The sequence below is a fragment of the Micromonospora sp. NPDC049366 genome, assembly GCF_044466625.1.
In the GTDB taxonomy this organism is placed as follows: domain Bacteria; phylum Actinomycetota; class Actinomycetes; order Mycobacteriales; family Micromonosporaceae; genus Micromonospora.
On record NZ_JBITMV010000004.1, the window covers coordinates 206544 to 222219 of the forward strand.

17 protein-coding genes and 1 pseudogene are annotated in these 15676 nt (G+C 74.9%); 11 read left to right on the forward strand and 7 right to left on the reverse strand.

All coding sequences use genetic code 11. The features are described from left to right. Positions 1–22 precede the first annotated feature (22 nt). A complete protein-coding gene (gene rpsD / locus ACIBTV_RS08600; RefSeq protein ID WP_396703384.1) occupies positions 23–634 on the reverse strand; it encodes a 30S ribosomal protein S4 in 612 nt (203 codons plus the stop codon). Between the two features lie 71 nt (positions 635–705). On the opposite strand from rpsD, the gene ACIBTV_RS08605 reads away from it, so the two are divergent. Continuing rightward, positions 706–1443, forward strand: coding sequence for a DUF2470 domain-containing protein (locus ACIBTV_RS08605; protein WP_396703385.1), 738 nt, complete (start codon positions 706–708; stop codon positions 1441–1443). Positions 1444–1459: 16 nt separating this feature from the next. Here the strand turns inward: ACIBTV_RS08605 and ACIBTV_RS08610 are convergent, their stop codons facing one another. The 3 genes from ACIBTV_RS08610 to ACIBTV_RS08620 are packed head-to-tail and all read right to left on the reverse strand — an operon-like array spanning position 1460 to position 3620. After that, positions 1460–2056 (reverse strand): TetR family transcriptional regulator, encoded by a 597-nt coding sequence (locus tag ACIBTV_RS08610; protein ID WP_396703386.1) that lies wholly within the window; start codon positions 2054–2056, stop codon positions 1460–1462. A gap of 35 nt (positions 2057–2091) precedes the next feature. Next, positions 2092–2847 (reverse strand): ABC transporter permease, encoded by a 756-nt coding sequence (locus ACIBTV_RS08615; protein ID WP_396703387.1) that lies wholly within the window; start codon positions 2845–2847, stop codon positions 2092–2094. After that, entirely contained in the window at positions 2844–3620 is a 777-nt protein-coding gene (locus ACIBTV_RS08620; protein WP_396703388.1) for an ABC transporter ATP-binding protein, read from the reverse strand. The genes ACIBTV_RS08615 and ACIBTV_RS08620 overlap by 4 nt, the downstream gene beginning before the upstream one ends. Positions 3621–3727: 107 nt before the next feature. Here ACIBTV_RS08620 and ACIBTV_RS08625 point away from each other — a divergent pair, with 107 nt between their 5' ends. From ACIBTV_RS08625 to ACIBTV_RS08645, 5 genes and pseudogenes are all read left to right on the forward strand, one after another. Further along, positions 3728–4117, forward strand: coding sequence for a MerR family transcriptional regulator (locus ACIBTV_RS08625; protein WP_396703389.1), 390 nt, complete (start codon positions 3728–3730; stop codon positions 4115–4117). A 197-nt stretch (positions 4118–4314) separates the two neighbouring features. Continuing rightward, a pseudogene (locus ACIBTV_RS08630) lies at positions 4315–4911 on the forward strand (phosphoribosyl-AMP cyclohydrolase); the annotation flags it as partial. 168 nt (positions 4912–5079) lie between these two features. Beyond that, a complete protein-coding gene (gene hisI / locus ACIBTV_RS08635; RefSeq protein WP_396703508.1) occupies positions 5080–5511 on the forward strand; it encodes a phosphoribosyl-AMP cyclohydrolase in 432 nt (143 codons plus the stop codon). Between the two features lie 43 nt (positions 5512–5554). Continuing rightward, on the forward strand, positions 5555–7108 hold the full coding sequence (locus tag ACIBTV_RS08640) for an anthranilate synthase component I (RefSeq protein WP_396703390.1): 1554 nt from the start codon (positions 5555–5557) through the stop codon (positions 7106–7108). Positions 7109–7163: 55 nt separating this feature from the next. Beyond that, positions 7164–7784 (forward strand): Trp biosynthesis-associated membrane protein, encoded by a 621-nt coding sequence (locus ACIBTV_RS08645; RefSeq protein ID WP_396703391.1) that lies wholly within the window; start codon positions 7164–7166, stop codon positions 7782–7784. On the opposite strand, the gene ACIBTV_RS08650 is transcribed toward ACIBTV_RS08645, so the two are convergent. Next, positions 7777–8079 (reverse strand): hypothetical protein, encoded by a 303-nt coding sequence (locus tag ACIBTV_RS08650; protein WP_396703509.1) that lies wholly within the window; start codon positions 8077–8079, stop codon positions 7777–7779. The two genes, ACIBTV_RS08645 and ACIBTV_RS08650, sit on opposite strands and share 8 nt — an antisense overlap. Before the next feature lie 481 nt (positions 8080–8560). Here ACIBTV_RS08650 and trpC point away from each other — a divergent pair, with 481 nt between their 5' ends. Genes trpC through trpA form a run of 3 tightly spaced genes read left to right on the forward strand, consistent with a single transcriptional unit; the run spans position 8561 to position 11487 of the window. After that, positions 8561–9364 (forward strand): indole-3-glycerol phosphate synthase TrpC, encoded by an 804-nt coding sequence (gene trpC / locus ACIBTV_RS08655; protein ID WP_172836639.1) that lies wholly within the window; start codon positions 8561–8563, stop codon positions 9362–9364. 37 nt (positions 9365–9401) lie between these two features. Next, positions 9402–10637: a tryptophan synthase subunit beta gene (gene trpB / locus ACIBTV_RS08660; RefSeq protein ID WP_396703392.1), complete on the forward strand. Its 1236-nt coding sequence runs from the start codon at positions 9402–9404 to the stop codon at positions 10635–10637. Between the two features lie 46 nt (positions 10638–10683). Next, entirely contained in the window at positions 10684–11487 is an 804-nt protein-coding gene (gene trpA, locus ACIBTV_RS08665) for a tryptophan synthase subunit alpha (protein ID WP_396703393.1), read from the forward strand. A 140-nt stretch (positions 11488–11627) separates the two neighbouring features. Here trpA and ACIBTV_RS08670 read toward each other — a convergent pair whose 3' ends face one another. After that, positions 11628–12143, reverse strand: coding sequence for an NUDIX hydrolase (locus ACIBTV_RS08670; protein WP_396703394.1), 516 nt, complete (start codon positions 12141–12143; stop codon positions 11628–11630). A 102-nt stretch (positions 12144–12245) separates the two neighbouring features. Here ACIBTV_RS08670 and lgt point away from each other — a divergent pair, with 102 nt between their 5' ends. Beyond that, positions 12246–13466: a prolipoprotein diacylglyceryl transferase gene (lgt, locus tag ACIBTV_RS08675; protein ID WP_396703395.1), complete on the forward strand. Its 1221-nt coding sequence runs from the start codon at positions 12246–12248 to the stop codon at positions 13464–13466. 15 nt (positions 13467–13481) lie between these two features. Beyond that, positions 13482–14669, forward strand: a complete 1188-nt coding sequence (locus tag ACIBTV_RS08680; protein WP_396703396.1) for an FAD-dependent oxidoreductase — start codon at positions 13482–13484, stop codon at positions 14667–14669. 80 nt (positions 14670–14749) lie between these two features. Here the strand turns inward: ACIBTV_RS08680 and ACIBTV_RS08685 are convergent, their stop codons facing one another. Next, positions 14750–15595, reverse strand: a complete 846-nt coding sequence (locus ACIBTV_RS08685; protein WP_396703397.1) for a GNAT family N-acetyltransferase — start codon at positions 15593–15595, stop codon at positions 14750–14752. Positions 15596–15676 lie beyond the last annotated feature (81 nt).

A 15676-nucleotide genomic window follows, 5' to 3' on the forward strand; every position in this document is an offset into this window, starting at 1 on the left:
GGGTCGCGGCCGGGGTGCCCGGTCAGCGGGAGTAGAACTCCACGACGAGCTGCTCGTCGCAGATGACCGGGACCTCGGTGCGCGCCGGCTCGCGCAGCAGCGTGGCTCGCAGCCCGGTCAGGTCCACCGACAGGTACGGCTGACCGGGCCCGTCGCCACGGTTGGCGCCGGCGGCGGCGAGCTGGAACGGCAGGCGCTCGCGGCTGCGTTCGCGTACGCCGACCACCTGGCCCGGGCGCAGCCGATAGGAGGGCCGGTCGACCTTGCGACCGTCGACGGTGATGTGGCCGTGGCCGACGAGTTGGCGGGCCTGGTAGATGCTGCGGGCCAGGCCGGCGCGGTGCACCACCGCGTCGAGCCGGCGTTCCAGGAGCGAGACCAGGCTCTCGCCGGTCTTGCCGGTGCCCCGGGCGGCCTCGTCGAAGGTGCGGCGCAGCTGGGTCTCGCTGACGTTGTACTGGTGGCGCAGGCGCTGCTTCTCCAGCAGTCGGACCTGGTAGTCCGACGTCTTGCGGCGCTGCCGGCCGTGCACGCCCGGGGGGTAGGGGCGGCGCTCGAAGTACGTGACGCTCTTCTCGGTGAGCGGGATGCCGAGGGCGCGGGAGAGCCGGACCTTGGGCCGGGACTGGTTCACGGGTGGACCTCTCCGATCAGGTGCTCTAGGGTGCTACTTAGGTAAGGCTAACCTATCCAGGAGGAGGCGTCATGCGGCCCAGCCCCGCGGAGATCGTCCGCACCCTCGTCGCGGGTCGGCTTCCCGGCCTCGTCCACCTGGCGCACCGGCCCGGCCCGCACCACGTCCGGCACGTCACCGACCCCGACGGGCGGGTGCTGCTGCTCGTGCCGGTCGTCAGCGACCTGGCCGGCGCGCTGCGCCCGGTCGACGGCGAGGACGACGTCGCACTCGTGCTCGACGTGCTCGACCTGCCGCCCGCGGCCGGGGCGCCCACGCTGGGCCGGGCCTGGGTCTCCGGCTGGGCCGCCGAACTGCACGGCGACCAGGCGCGTGCCGCGTCGATCGACTTCGCCGCGGTCGAGCCGACGGGCGACCTGCTCGACCTGGGCACCCGGTTCCGGCTGTTCCGCTTCGAGGTGGCCGAGGCGCGCTGGGAGCGCCGCGGGGGCGTGCGTCGGGTCGACCCCGAGGCGTACGCGGAGGCCGAGCCGGACCCGCTGCACGCGAGCGAGGCGGAGCTGCTGGCCGATCTCGCCGACCACCACGGCGCCGAGGTGACCGCCTACCTCCGCCGCCACTTCGACCTGCCCGAGGAGGCCGCGGCGCCCCGGGTGGTGCGGATCGACCGGTACGGCCTGGTGGTCGCCCTCGGCCGACCCGGCGCGCTGCGGCGGGCGCGGCTGGCGTTCCCGCACCCGGTCGCCGACCACGCCGAGCTGGTGCGCCTGCTGCACCCGATGGTCTGCCCCCGGGCCGCCACCGGATGAGCCAGGGCGACGCCGGTCAGCGCGACAGGTCGCCGGTGAGGTAGCGCTGGACCGTCGGCCCGACGGTCGCGGCCAGCGTCTCCGGGCTCGCGGAGGCGATCGGCTCCAGCCGGATCACGTGTCGCATCATGGCCAGACCGATGAGCTGGCTCGCCACCAACGACCCACGCAGCGGCACCTCGGCCGGGGCGACGTCGAGGTGGTCGAGCACGCGGCGCAGCACCTGGGTGGTCAGGAACTCCCGCAGCAGGCGGGCGGTCCACTCGTTGCTGACCGCGGAGCGCAGCAGCGCCACCCCGGCCGTGCCGGCGGGGGAGTCCCACACGCCGAGGAACATCCGGACCAGCCGTTCGCCGAGGCCGTCGCGGTCACCGGCGAGGACCTTCGGGATGAGCTCCCGCGGGTCGACGGGCGCCTGCATCGCGGCCAGGAAGAGCTGGTCCTTGCTGCCGAAGTAGTGGTGCACCAGGGCCGGGTCCACGCCGGCCGCGGCGGCGATGGCGCGGATCGACGCGGCGTCGAACCCCCGCTCGGCGAACGCCGCGCGCGCCGCGTCGAGGATCGCCTCCCGCGTGTCGGGATTGCCGGGTCGCCGGCCGGTCCGCCGTGCCATCGCCGCCCTTCACTCGTCGGCCCGGGGTGCCCGGGTCAGCCGCTGCGCCGCCGCAGGGTGGCCGCGGCCAGCACCAGCGCCAGCACCGCCGCGCCGGCGACGATCGCCACGTCGCGCCACATCGTGCCGGTCGGCTCCGCGTGCGCGCCGACCTCCTGCAACGCCTCGACGGCGTACGACAGCGGCAGCACGTCGCTGACCGCCTGCAACCAGCCCGCCATCTCGCCGCGCGGCACGAAGAGCCCGCAGAGCAGCAGCTGCGGGGCGACCACGACCGGCATGAACTGTACGGCCTGGAACTCGGTGCGGGCGAAGGCACTGCAGAACAGTCCGAGGGCGACCGCGAGCACCGCGTTCAGGGCGGCCACCATGATCACCAAACCCATGCTGCCGGCGGTCTCCAGCCCGAGCGCCCAGTACGCGACGGCGGAGGCGACGGTCGCCTGGACCGCGCCGGCCAGCCCGAACGCGATGCCGTAGCCGAACAGCAGGTCGGCCTTGGCCAGCGGGGTGGTGAGCAGCCGCTCCAGCGTGCCCGTCGTGCGCTCGCGGAGCATGGCGATGCTGGTCACCAGGAACATGATGATGAAGGGGAAGAAGCCGAGCATCACCAGCGAGATGCGGTCGAAGGCCGACGGCCCGGCGGGCGGGGCGGGCTGGTCTGCGTACATGTAGTAGACCAGCGTCAGCAGCACGGTCGGCACCACCACCAGCAGGGCCACGGTGCGCCGGTCGTGGCGCAGCTGGCGCAGGATGCGGCCCACGGTGGCCGCCAGGATCCGCGGGTTCACGACGCCTCCCCTCGGGTCTCGCCGGCAACGAGCGCGGGGTCGGCGCTCGCCCGACCGGCACCGGTCTCGGTCGCTCGGATCAGTCGCAGGAACGCCTCGTCGAGGTCGTCCACGCCGGCGGCGGCGCGTACCGCGGCAGGGGTGTCGTCGGCGATCAGCCGGCCCTCGCGGATCAGCAGCAGCCGGTCGCAGCGGGCGGCCTCGTCCATCACGTGACTGGACACCAGCAGGGTCGTGCCGTCGGCGGCCAGGGCGTGGAACCGCGCCCAGAGGTCGGCCCGCAGCACCGGGTCCTGTCCGACGGTCGGCTCGTCCAGCACGACCAGCTCGGGCCGCCCGACCAGGGCGCAGGCGAGCGAGGCTCGGCTGCGCTGCCCGCCGGAGAGGTTGCCGACGAGTTGGCCGGCGGCCGCGCCGAGCCCGACGTCGGCGACGGCCCGGTCGGCGTCGGCGCGGCCGCGCCCGTGGAGGGTGGCGAAGTAGCGGGCGTTCTCCCGCACGGTCAGGTCGGCGTAGACGCTGGGTGCCTGGGTGAGATAGCCGACCCGCCGCCGCAGGTCGGCGGAGCCGGCGGCCCGGCCCAGCACGGTGACCGTGCCGCCGGCGACGGTCTGCACGCCGACCACGGCGCGCATGAGGGTGGTCTTGCCGCTGCCGCTGGGCCCGAGCAGCCCGGTGACCGTGCCGCGTGGGACCGCGCAACTGATGCCGTCGAGCACCCGTCGTCGGCCCCGGTCGACGACCAGGTCACGGACCACGATCGCGTCGTCCATCGCCCGCCTCCCAAAACTCATCAAGTGTTGAACTCAACGCTAGATGAGATATTGGCGGTCGCGCAACGGTTGACTTCGCGTGCACTCGAACGGGAAGTCTGTGCATCGTGAACACCAGCACCCGGGAGAGCACCCTCACCGTGGGCGAGGCGGCCGAGCGGGTCGGCCTCACCACCTACACGCTGCGGTGGTACGAGCAGGAGGGCCTGGTTGCCCCGGTCGGCCGCGACTCGGCCGGCCGCCGCCGGTACACCCCGGGCGACGTCGACTGGCTGTTCCTGCTCACCCGGCTGCGCCGGACCGGGATGCCGGTTCGGGACATGCGCCGCTACGCGGAGTTGGCCCGGCAGGGCGACCGCACCCTCGGCGCCCGACGGGCGCTCTTCGAGGCGCACCGCGACCGGGTGCTGCGGCGGATGGCCGAGCTGGAGGAGGATCTGAAGGTGCTCGACCGCAAGATCGACGCGTACCGCCGGGCGGAGGAGGAGACCCGCTGAGGGTGGCCTTCGGCGCTTCCGGGCGGCGGGCGCACCGGCCCTCGTATCGGACAGCAGGTCCGACATCGGACATTGCGCCTTGATCGGGCGTGCGGAACGATGGTCCGGTGGATCATGCTCCGCTACCGGATGCCGGTTTTCTCGACGACTGGGCCGCCCGGCTGCGGCAGTTCGCCGATCGGCCCGTCGTCGGCATCATGCTGCGTGGCAGCCACGCCCGGCGTGCCGCGACCCCGCACAGCGACGTCGACCTCGACGTGCTCGTCGGCGGCGCGCCGTACGCCGCGTGGCGGGCCTACCTGGCGGAGACCGCGGGCCGGCTGACCCACGTGTCGGTCGCCGCCCGGGACGTACGTTCCTGGGTCGCCCGGCTCAACGAGCCGGCCGACTGGGCCTTCGGCCTGCCGGTCCACGCGCCCGCCCGACTGCTCTGGGCGGACGCGCACTGGCGGCGCCGCATCGACCTGCCGGTGCTCTGCCAGCCGGCCGGTGCGCCGCAACTCGAGGAGCTGATCGCCACGCTGGGTAAGGTCGCCCGCGCCCGGGCGGCCGGCGACCACCTCGGCGTACGGCTCGCCGCCGGTGATCTGGCCCGGCTCTGCCCGTCGGTGCTGCGCCCGGCCAACCCCTCGGTGCGGGTGGTCTCCCGCCGGGCCGCCTTCGCCGCCGCGCTGCGCCTGCCCGTCGCCCCGGCGGGCTACCGCGAGGACCTGCTGCTCTGCCTCGGCCTGCGCCCGGGCGCCGCCGAGCAGCTCTGGGCGGCGGCGGTCCGGCTGGTCGCCGGCTGTCTGCCGCTGATCCGCCCGTACGCCGCGGAGATCGCCGAGGCCGCCGGGCCGGACCTGGCCGCCGCGCTGATCGACGGCCGGCTGGACCGCTACGTCGCCCAGCTCGCCCGTCCGGTTCCCGCTCGGCGGGAGGCGTCGCCGGTGCCCGCGCCACGTGCGGGAGAATGGGTCACTGTGCCCGTACCTGACGCGCCCGTGACCGGCGCTCCCACCGACTCCAGCGCACCGCCGGCCGGCGGTCCGGCCCGTCCGTCCCAGCTCGACCCGGCCATCGCTGCCCGGCTGCGGCGTAGCGCCGACGGGCTGGTCGCGGCCGTGGTGCGCCAGCACGACTCCGGCGAGGTGCTGATGGTCGCGTGGATGGACGACGAGGCCCTGCACCGCACCCTCACCACCGGCCGGGCCACCTACTGGTCCCGCAGCCGCCAGGAGTACTGGGTCAAGGGCGCCACTTCCGGGCACCACCAGTACGTCCGCTCGGTGGCGCTGGACTGCGACGGCGACGCCGTGCTGGTGAGCGTCGAGCAGGTCGGCGCGGCCTGCCACACCGGGCACCGGACCTGCTTCTTCGAGGAGCTGCCGGTCACCGGGGCGGACGCGTCGTGACCGCGGGCAGCCGGCGGGCGACGGACGGAAGGCGGACGCGGTCATGACCGACGGCGCGGTGAGCCCGGACGAGGCGACCTTCACCGGGTTGGCTTCCCGGTGGCGGGTGGTGCCGGTGACCCGGCGGCTGCTCGCCGACGCGGAGACCCCGGTCGGGGTCTACCGCAAGCTGGCCGGTGGCCCCGGCACGTTCCTGCTGGAGTCCGCCGAGCAGGGCGCCGGCTCCGCCGGCATGACGTGGTCGCGGTACTCGTTCATCGGCGTGCGCAGCGGCGCCACCCTGGTCGAGCGGGACGGCGAGGCCACCTGGCTCGGCCAGCCGCCGGCCGGTCTGCCCACCGGCGGCGACCCGGTGCGGGTGCTGCGGGAGACGGTGGCCGCCCTCGCCGGCCCGGCGGGGGAGACGGTCGCCGGGTTGCCGCCGCTGACCGGAGGGATGGTCGGCTACCTCGGCTACGACCTGGTCCGCCGCTTCGAGCGCCTGCCCGAGCTGACCGAGGACGACCTGGGCGTCCCCGAGCTGGGCATGATGCTCGCGACCGACCTGGTGGTGCTCGACCACTACGACGGCTCGGCGATCCTGGTGGCCAACGCCGTCCTGCCGCCGCTGGACGAGCCGGACCGGGACGCCCAGGTGGCGGCCGCGTACCACCACGCGGTGGGCCGGTTGGACGCGATGACCACGGCGCTGTCCCGCCCGATCCCGCCGATGATCTCCACGGTGGCCCGGCCGCCGGTGGGCGACGTGGTCAGCCGGACGCCCGACGGCGGCTACCCGAAGGCCGTCGAGGTGGCCAAGGAGGCGATCCGGGCCGGCGAGTGCTTCCAGATCGTGCTCTCGCAGCGCTTCGAGCGGGCCACCCACGCCGACCCGCTCGACGTGTACCGGGTGCTGCGCACCACCAACCCGAGCCCGTACATGTACCTGCTGCGCTTCGACGACTTCGACATCGTCGGTTCGTCGCCGGAGGCGCACCTGAAGGTGACCACCGAGGCTGACGGGCAGCGCCGGGCGCTGCTGCACCCGATCGCCGGCACCCGCCCGCGTGGCGGCACCGCGACGGCGGACGCCCGGCTCGCCACCGAGCTGCTCGCCGACCCGAAGGAGCGCGCCGAGCACGTCATGCTGGTCGACCTGGGCCGCAACGACCTCGGCCGGGTCTGCCGGCCGGGCACGGTCGAGGTGCCGGAGTTCGCCACCATCGAGCGCTACAGCCACGTCATGCACATCGTCTCGACCGTGGTCGGCACGCTCCGGGAGGACCGCACCGCGTTCGACGCCCTGGCCGCGACCTTCCCCGCCGGCACGCTCTCCGGTGCGCCGAAGGTGCGGGCCATGGAGATCATCGAGGAGCTGGAGCCGGTCCGCCGTGGCGTCTACGGCGGCACCGTCGGCTACTTCGGGTTCGGCGGCGACCTGGACATGGCCATCGCCATCCGTACGGCCCTGATGCGCCCCGGACGGGCGTACGTGCAGGCCGGCGCCGGGGTGGTGGCCGACTCCGACCCGGCCGCGGAGGACCAGGAGACCCGGAACAAGGCCGCCGCGGTGCTGGCCGCGATCGCCGCGGCGGAGACGCTGAGGGCGGCCCGGTGAGCGCGAGGAGTGCAGCGCAGCGGAGCCCCGCAGTCGCGAACGAAAGGGCAGCCCGGTGAGCGCGGGAGGTGACGTGGTGGCGGCGTCGGCTGGGGCGGGTCGGCGGGAGCTGACGTACGCCGTGCTGCTCTGTGTGGCCGGCGCGGGCCTCGCGCTCTGGGCGGCGACCCGCACCTGGGCGGTCGAGTTGATGGTCCGCCCGGCGCCGCTGGGGCCGGAGCGGACGCTCCGGACGGGGGCCGCCCTGGTGCCCTGGCTGCCCGCGTTGGCGGTGGTCGGCCTGGCCGGTGGGGGTGCGGTGCTCGCCACCCGGGGTCGGCTGCGCCAGCTGCTCGGCGGGTTGCTCGCGCTGCTCGGGTTGGCGGTGGCGGCCGGTGGTGCCTACGGCCTGGTGGCCGCGTTCGAGGGGGCGGTGAGCCGGCAGTGGCCGGCGTTGACGCTGGTCGGTGGCCTGGTGGCTGCGGCGGGCGGCGTGTTGACCGCGCTGCGGGGGCGGGCCTGGCCGGCGATGGGGACGCGGTATGAGCGGCGGGCGCGGGCCGGGGCCGGGTCGTCCGGGGCCGCGGCCGCCGGCGGTGTGCCGGGCGACGAATCCGCGCCGGGCCCGGTGACCGGGCGGCGCACCACGGAGGCGTGGGACGCGCTGGACCGGGGCGAGGACCCGACGGTCAGCTGACCGACTGCTTCTCGCGCTGCCGGCGGTCGGCGCTCTCGCGCAGCGGGCGGTTGGCGCTCTCGCGCAGCCGGCGGTCGGCGGCGAGCTGCGCCACCACGCGGTCGAGTTCGGCGCGCCGGTCGGCGCGGGCGCGGTCGGCGCAGACGGCCTCCCACGCGTTGCCCCGCGCGGTCCGCATCCGACCCTCGCCGACGACGGCGCGTTCCAGCGTGTGCACCACACCGACGGCGAGGGACGCGACCGTCCGCGAGATGGTGGTCAGACCGATGGTCGTGGTCGGGCCGGCAGTGCTCATGGTCACCCCGCACGAGGATGGTTGGCGACGGTGGGCAGGCACGTCATCGAGTCTGCCCGAGGGAGATGCTCGCCGGTTCACGTTTCGTCGTGGTGACCGACGGGTCAACTGTCCGTCCTCGCCAACGCCCGGTACAGAGCCGTTCGTCCTTGAGCTTCCTCACAGCATCGACATTCATCGACGTCCCGTGCGGTCCGGGAGTGCGAGGTGGCATGATCGATGGGTCGACGTCGATGGCGGTGGGGGTCGAACCGCAGCTGAGCCGGTTGATGGAGGGGGTGGCGCTGAGTGATCTTCCCTTCACGGCAGGTCGGTCATTATGCCGCAGGCCAATTCGTGAGGAGCGCCATACCCCCACGACCTGGCGCCGGCCGCCGCCCCCTAGCATCGGCCCATGACACCCGGAGAGGGGAGTCCGTTGGTGACTGCTGAGCATGCGCACGCGGAGGGGGACGAGGCCGGTCCGGCAGCGTCCGCAAGCGTGCTCGACGAGATCCTGGCCGGCGTGCGCGAGGACGTGGCCCGGCGGCAGGAGCAGGTTCCGCTCGAGCGGATCCGGGAGCTGGCCGCCGCCGCCCCGCCGCCGCTCGACGCGTACGCCGCCCTGCGCAAGCCCGGCGTGGCCGTGATCGCCGAGGTGAAGCGTTCCTCGCCCTCGAAGGGGCAGCTCGCGGAGATCGCCGACCCGGCCGACCTGGCGAGTGACTACGCCGCCGGTGGCGCCCGGGCGATCAGTGTCCTCACCGAGGGGCGCTGGTTCGGCGGCTCGCTGGACGATCTGGCCGCGGTCCGCGCCGCCGTGCAGGTGCCGGTGCTGCGCAAGGACTTCGTGATCTCCAGCTACCAGGTCCACGAGGCCCGCGCGCACGGCGCCGACCTGGTGCTGCTGATCGTCGCCGCGCTGGAGCAGAACGCGCTGGTCGGTCTCCTGGAGCGCATCGAGTCGCTCGGGATGACCGCGCTGGTCGAGGTGCACGACGAGGAGGAGGCCGACCGGGCGCTGGAGGCGGGGGCCCAGGTCATCGGGGTCAACGCTCGTGACCTGCGTACCCTGGAGGTCGACCGCTCGGTGTTCGAGCGGATCGCGCCCGGCCTGCCCAGCAGCGTCGTCAAGATCGCCGAGTCCGGCGTGCGCGGTCCGCACGACCTCATCCGCTACGCCTCGGCGGGCGCCGACGCGGTCCTGGTCGGCGAGGGCCTGGTCACCCAGAAGAGCCCCCGCGAGGCGGTGGCCGAGCTGGTCAACGCCGGCAACCACCCGGCCACACCACGCCCGGTGCGCTGATCCCGCGCCGGTCCACCCGCACAGCGAGAGGATCCCGATGAGCGCCGACGCCCTGGCCGCCCCGGCCGGTCCGTTCCCCGACGCCGCTGGCCACTACGGCCGTTTCGGCGGCCGGTTCGTCCCGGAGGCGCTGGTCGCCGCCCTCGACGAGCTGGACGGGGCGTGGCGCACGGCGATGGGCGACGAGGCGTTCCGCGTCGAGTTCGCCGACCTGCTGCGCGACTACGCGGGTGGCCCGTCCCTGCTCTACGAGGCCCGTCGGTTCTCCGCCCGGGCCGGCGCGCGGGTCCTGCTCAAGCGCGAGGACCTCAACCACACCGGCGCCCACAAGGTGCGCAACGTGCTCGGTCAGGCGCTGCTCACCCGCCGGATGGGCAAGAAGCGGGTGATCGCGGAGACCGGCGCCGGCCAGCACGGCGTCGCCACCGCCACCGCCGCGGCGCTGTTCGACCTCGACTGCGTGGTCTATATGGGCGAGGTCGACACCGAGCGGCAGGCCCTCAACGTGGCCCGCATGCGGATGCTCGGGGCGGCCGTCGTCCCGGTCACCACCGGGTCCCGCACGCTCAAGGACGCGATGAACGAGGCGATGCGGGACTGGGTCGCCAACGTCGACGACACGCACTACCTGATCGGCACCGCCGCCGGCCCGCACCCGTTCCCGGCGATGGTGCGCGACTTCGTGCGGGGCATCGGCGACGAGGCCCGCCAGCAGTGCCTCGACCTGACCGGCGCGCTGCCCGACGCGGTGACCGCCTGCGTCGGCGGCGGCTCGAACGCCCTCGGCATCTTCCACGCCTTCGTCGGCGACCCCGACGTGCGGCTGTACGGCTTCGAGGCCGGCGGTGACGGCGTCGCGAGCGGCCGGCACGCGGCCAGCATCACCGGCGGCTCCGCCGGGGTGCTGCACGGCACCCGCACGTACGTCCTCCAGGACGCCGACGGTCAGACGATGGAGTCGCACTCGATCTCCGCCGGCCTGGACTACCCGGGTGTCGGGCCGGAGCACGCCTGGCTGCACGACACCGGCCGGGCGTCGTACGCGCCGGTGACCGACGACGAGGCGATGGCCGCCTTCGAGCTGCTCTGCCGCACCGAGGGGATCATCCCGGCGATCGAGAGCGCGCACGCGCTCGCCGGCACGCTGGCGATCGCCCCGAAGCTCGCCGCCGAGCTCGGCCGGGAGCCCACCATCGTGGTCAGCCTGTCCGGCCGGGGCGACAAGGACGTGCACACCGCCGGTAACTACTTCGGCATCCTCGACAGGGAGTGAGTGCGATGAGCGTCGCGGGTCGGCCCGGCTGCCGGGTGGGGGCGGCATGAGCCGTATCGGGGTCGCCTTCGACAAGGCGCGCGCCGACGGCAGGGCGCTGCTGGTCGGCTGCATGCCGGCCGGTTTCCCGACCGTCGAGGGCAGCATCGCGGCGATGACCGCGATGGTGGAGGCCGGAGTCGACGTCATCGAGGTGGAGATTCCGTACTCCGACCCGGTGATGGACGGCCCGGTGATCCAGAAGGCCAGTGACATCGCGCTCGCGAACGGCGTCCGCACCGCCGACACGCTGCGCATCATCGAGGCGGTCGCCGCGACCGGCGCGCCGGTCGTCACGATGACCTACTGGAACCCGATCGAGCGGTACGGCGTCGACGTGTTCGCCCGGGACCTGGCCTCGGCCGGCGGCACCGGCCTGATCACCCCCGACCTGATCCCGGACGAGGCCGACGAGTGGCTGGCCGCCTCGGACGCGTACGGGCTGGATCGGACGTTCCTGGTCGCCCCGTCCTCGACCGACGAGCGGCTGGCGATGACCGTGCAGCACTGCCGGGGCTTCGTCTACGCCACCGCCATCATGGGGGTGACCGGCGCCCGGGCGCAGACGTCCGACGCGGCGCCGGTGCTGGTCTCCCGGGTGCGGGCGGTGAGCGACCTGCCGGTGGGCGTGGGCCTCGGCGTCGGCACCGGCGCGCAGGCCGGGACCGTCGCCGGCTACGCGGACGGCGTGATCGTGGGCAGCGCCCTGATCCGCTGTGTGCTCGACGCCCCGGACGAGGCCGCCGGCCTGAGCGCCCTGCGCACCCTGAGCGCCGAACTGGCCGAAGGCGTCCGCACCCCCCAACGCTGACCGCCCCCTCCCCCTCCCTCGCCCTCGCCCAGACGCCCGTCGATCTTGCGCTTTCGGCCCGTGCCACGCGGCTTATGTCCCGTTTGTTAGGGCACCAACTGCAAGATCGCGGAACGAGGGGGCGAGGGCGCGGGGGCGGGTCAGTGGTGGGCCGGTTTGTGGGGGGTCGGGTCGGCGCGCTGTTCGGGTGGGCGGGGGTTCGGCGGGCAGTCCCGCAGGACGCCGGAGCGACCCGCCGTCGCGTCGGCGATGGCCGCGCGGGTGGTCGGGGTGACCGCCGTGGGCAGGTCGGCGGGGTCGTGCCAGGAGAGCCGGCAGCCGCCGGCCGCGTCACCCACCGGCCGGTCGCCGCGCACCCGGGCGCGGAACACGTGCACCAGGACGTCCGGAAGCGGGGTGGCCCGACCGGGTGGCGCCGGCTGCGCGCAGGGCAGGCACTCCGCGAGGTGGTAGAGACCCACCAGGTCCAGTACCTCGATCTCGTGGCCGGTCTCGGCGCGGATGTCACGCAGCGCCGCGGTCACCGGGCTCTCCGGCCGGCGCAGTCGGCCACCGGGCAGTGCGTAGCGTCGCTCACCCCGTCCGTGGCGGCAGAGCAGCACCCGGCCGGCCTCGTCGCTGACGACCGCGGCCACCGCCCAGGTGAGCGTGCTCATGGACAAAGAGCCTACGGCGGTGCAAACCAGAAGTCACCGTGACCGTCCGAGCGGTGGACCGGGGTGCCACCGAACGGCTCCGCAGCGGTACCGTGTTCACCCGTGACCCTCGCCTCGCTGTCGCCCCAGGCGGCCCTGCCCAGTCCCAGCACCGCGGTCTGGCAGCTCGGGCCCCTGCCGGTCCGGGCCTACGCGTTGTGCATCATCGCCGGCATCATCGTGGCCTGCCTGATCACCGAGCGCCGGCTGCGTCAGCGCGGGGTCGCGCCCGGCGCGGTGCTGGACATCGCGGTCTGGGCGGTGCCGACCGGCATCATCGGCGCCCGGATCTACCACGTGATCACCTCGCCGGAGAAATACTTCGGCACCGGGGGTGACCCGCTCAAGGCCTTCGCCGTCTGGGAGGGCGGGCTCGGCATCTGGGGCGCGGTCGCCGGTGGGGCGATCGGCGCCTGGATCGCCGCCCGTCAGCTCGGCATCCCGTTCGCGGTGGTGGCCGACGCGCTGGCCCCGGGCCTGCCACTGGCCCAGGCGATCGGCCGAATCGGCAACTGGTTCAACAACGAGCTCTTCGGTGGGCGTACGACCCTGCCCTGGGGCCTGGAGATCCACCGGATGGACCCGGACAACCCGGGTCACGCGCTGCGCGACGACACCGGTCGGCCCATCCTCGAACCGGGTCTCTACCAACCCACCTTCGCCTACGAGGCGCTGTGGAACATCGGCGTCGCGGTGCTGGTCTACCTGCTCGACCGCAAGCTGCGGCTCGGCCGCGGCCGGGCGTTCGCCCTGTACGTGATGGGCTACACCGCCGGCCGCTTCTGGATCGAGCTGATGCGCACCGACGAGGCGAACACGATCCTCGGCGTCCGGCTGAACGTCTGGACCGCCGGGGTGGTCTTCCTCGGCGCGCTCATCTACTTCCTCCGCGTCCGCGGCCCACGGGAGTACCTGATCCCGCTGGGGGCGGCCACCACGCCCGCCAGCGCCACCCCACCCGCCGGCTCCGACGTCTCGCAGGTCGACCTCTCCGCCGGCGAGGCCGGGTCGCGTCCCGCCGCGCCCGAGGGCTACCGCGTGGTCGACGAGGAGCAGTTCCGGGCGTACCAGGAGACGGGTGTGGCCCCCGCGGACCCGGCGGCCACCGACGACGCGGCCACCGACGGCGCGCAGACCGGGGCCGCGGTGCCCGCCGGACGGGCCGAGGCGACCGCCGGCGACGCGGACGGCCCGGCCGGCGACGGGACGACGCCCGGCGACGGGACGACGCGCGACGACCGGGCCGGTGCGACCGGCTCGGGCCCGGCCGACCGAGACAACTGACGGGGGAGCGGCACCATGCGTAGCGCGGTGGTGGTCGGCGCCGGCATCGGCGGTCTGTCGGTCGCCGGCGCGCTGGCCCGCTCCGGCTGGCAGGTCACCCTCCTCGAACGCGCCGACCGGGTCCGGCCCGAGCCGACCGCGGTGGTGCTGTGGCCCAACGGGGTGCGGGCGCTGCGCGCCCTCGGCCTCGGCGCCGGGCTGGAGGCGATCGCCACCCCGCTGTCCGACGGCGGGGTGCGCCGCCCCGACGGGCAGTGGCTGGTGCAGCCCCGCCCCGTCCCGGCCGACCGGATGCCGGTGGTGGTGCATCGGGAGGACCTGCACGACGCGCTGATCGCCGGGCTCGGCGACCGCGTCGAGCTGCGGACCGGGGTGACCGTCCGCACGGTGCGCGCCGAACCGGGTCAGCGGCCGGCGGTCGGTGACGGCCGGAACCTGATCGAGGCGGACCTGGTGGTCGCCGCCGACGGGACGGACAGCGAGATCCGCCGCCGGCTCGCGCCGGAGGCCGCGGTGGTCAGCTCCGGCAGCGCGGCCTGGCGGGCTGTCATCCCCTGGTACCGGGCGCCGCGGCTGCCGGTCGACCGGCCCGTCGGCGGTGAGGTGCTCGGCGCCGGCTACCGCTTCATCTCGGCCTCGCTGGGCGAGCGTGGCTCGTCGGGCGGCTCCAGCCGGGGCGGCATCTACTGGGTGGCCACGGCGGCCGGCGCGCCCCGCCCCGAGCCGCCCGAGACCCAGCTGGCCCTGCTGCGCCGCTGGTACGCCGGCTGGCCCAGCCCGATCGGTGAGCTGCTGGAGGCCACCGACCCGGCCGACCTGGTGCAGCAGGAGGTGCGCGAGCTGCGTCCGCTGCCCCGCGCGTACGGCTTCCCCGCCGGCCCCGGCGGCGTGGTGCTGCTCGGCGACGCGGCGCACGCCATGCCGCCGCACCTCGGGCAGGGCGCCTGCCTCGCCTTCGAGGACGCGGCCACCCTCGCCGCCCTGCTGCCGAAGTCGCGGCTGCCGGACGCGGTGCAGGCGTACGACCGGCTGCGCCGGCCCCGCGCGGCGACCGTGGTCCGGCAGACCCGCCGCATGTCGGCGGTGCTGCAGACCCGGGGCCGGTTGGCGCTGCGCGCCCGCGACGCCGCGCTCGGCACGTTCACTCCGCGCCTGCTCAACACGGCCGCCACGTCGGCGGCCCAGTGGCGCCCGCCCGCCTGATCCGCCGCGACCTCTCCGCCCCCGCCCGGAACACGGTGGCGCGGCCCGCGCCCGCTGGGCAGGGGCGTGGGCGTCGAGGGTCAGGGCAGCACGGGGGCGGGTTCGGCGATGCAGGCGGTGCCGATCCGGCGGAAGCCGACCCGCAGGTAGACCCGGGCGATGTCCTCGCTGCCCGCGGAGAGGAACACCAGGTCGGTGCCGGCGGCGAGCAGCTCACGGGCCAGCGTCGCGGTGACCGCCGCGCCCAGCCCGCGACGGCGGGCGGCCGGCAGCGTGCCCACGCCGGCGATCTCGGCGACGTCACCGACCCGCATCGCCATCCCGCTGGCGAGCGGGCCCTCGGCCGGGGTGCCGGCCAGCACGGAGATCCGGCGGCCGTCGGCGATACGGACCCGCTCCTCGTCCAGCGCGGCGACCTCCAGCTCCATCATCGCGGCGTCGCGGTGTGCCGGGCCGATGTCACCGGGGGCGGTGCCGGGCGCGGCGAACGCCACGGCGGCGACGGCACGGCGGGCGGCCACCTCGGCGGCGAAGTCCGGCCCGTCGGCGTCGATCACCCGCACCGGTACGTCGCTGAGGGCCGTCGGGTCGGGCAGCGCCGCCGGGTCCAGCACCATCAGCGGCGCCTCCAGCACCGACAGGCCGGCCGAGCGGGCCACCGGCAGCAGGTCGGGCGTCGTCTCGTGCACCCATTCGAGCGCCTCGGGCAGCCCCAGCTCCCGCTGGCGTTCCCGCACGGCGCTGACGTCGGCCAGCGAGGGCGCCTCGTCGGCGCCCGGCCGGGGGCGCGCGTAGAACGGGAAACCGCCATCCTCGCGGACGAAGAGCACGAGTCCGCCGTACTCCTCCACACGGGCCGCGTCGCGGGGCACCGCGTCGTAGAAGCGTTCCAACCGGTCGAAGAGGTCCTTGTGTAGCGGATCCACCGCGCGAGACTACATGTCCCAGACTCTGGACGGTGTGATCAATCTGGACTGGCCATGCGGCCCCCGCCCTAACGTAGACTC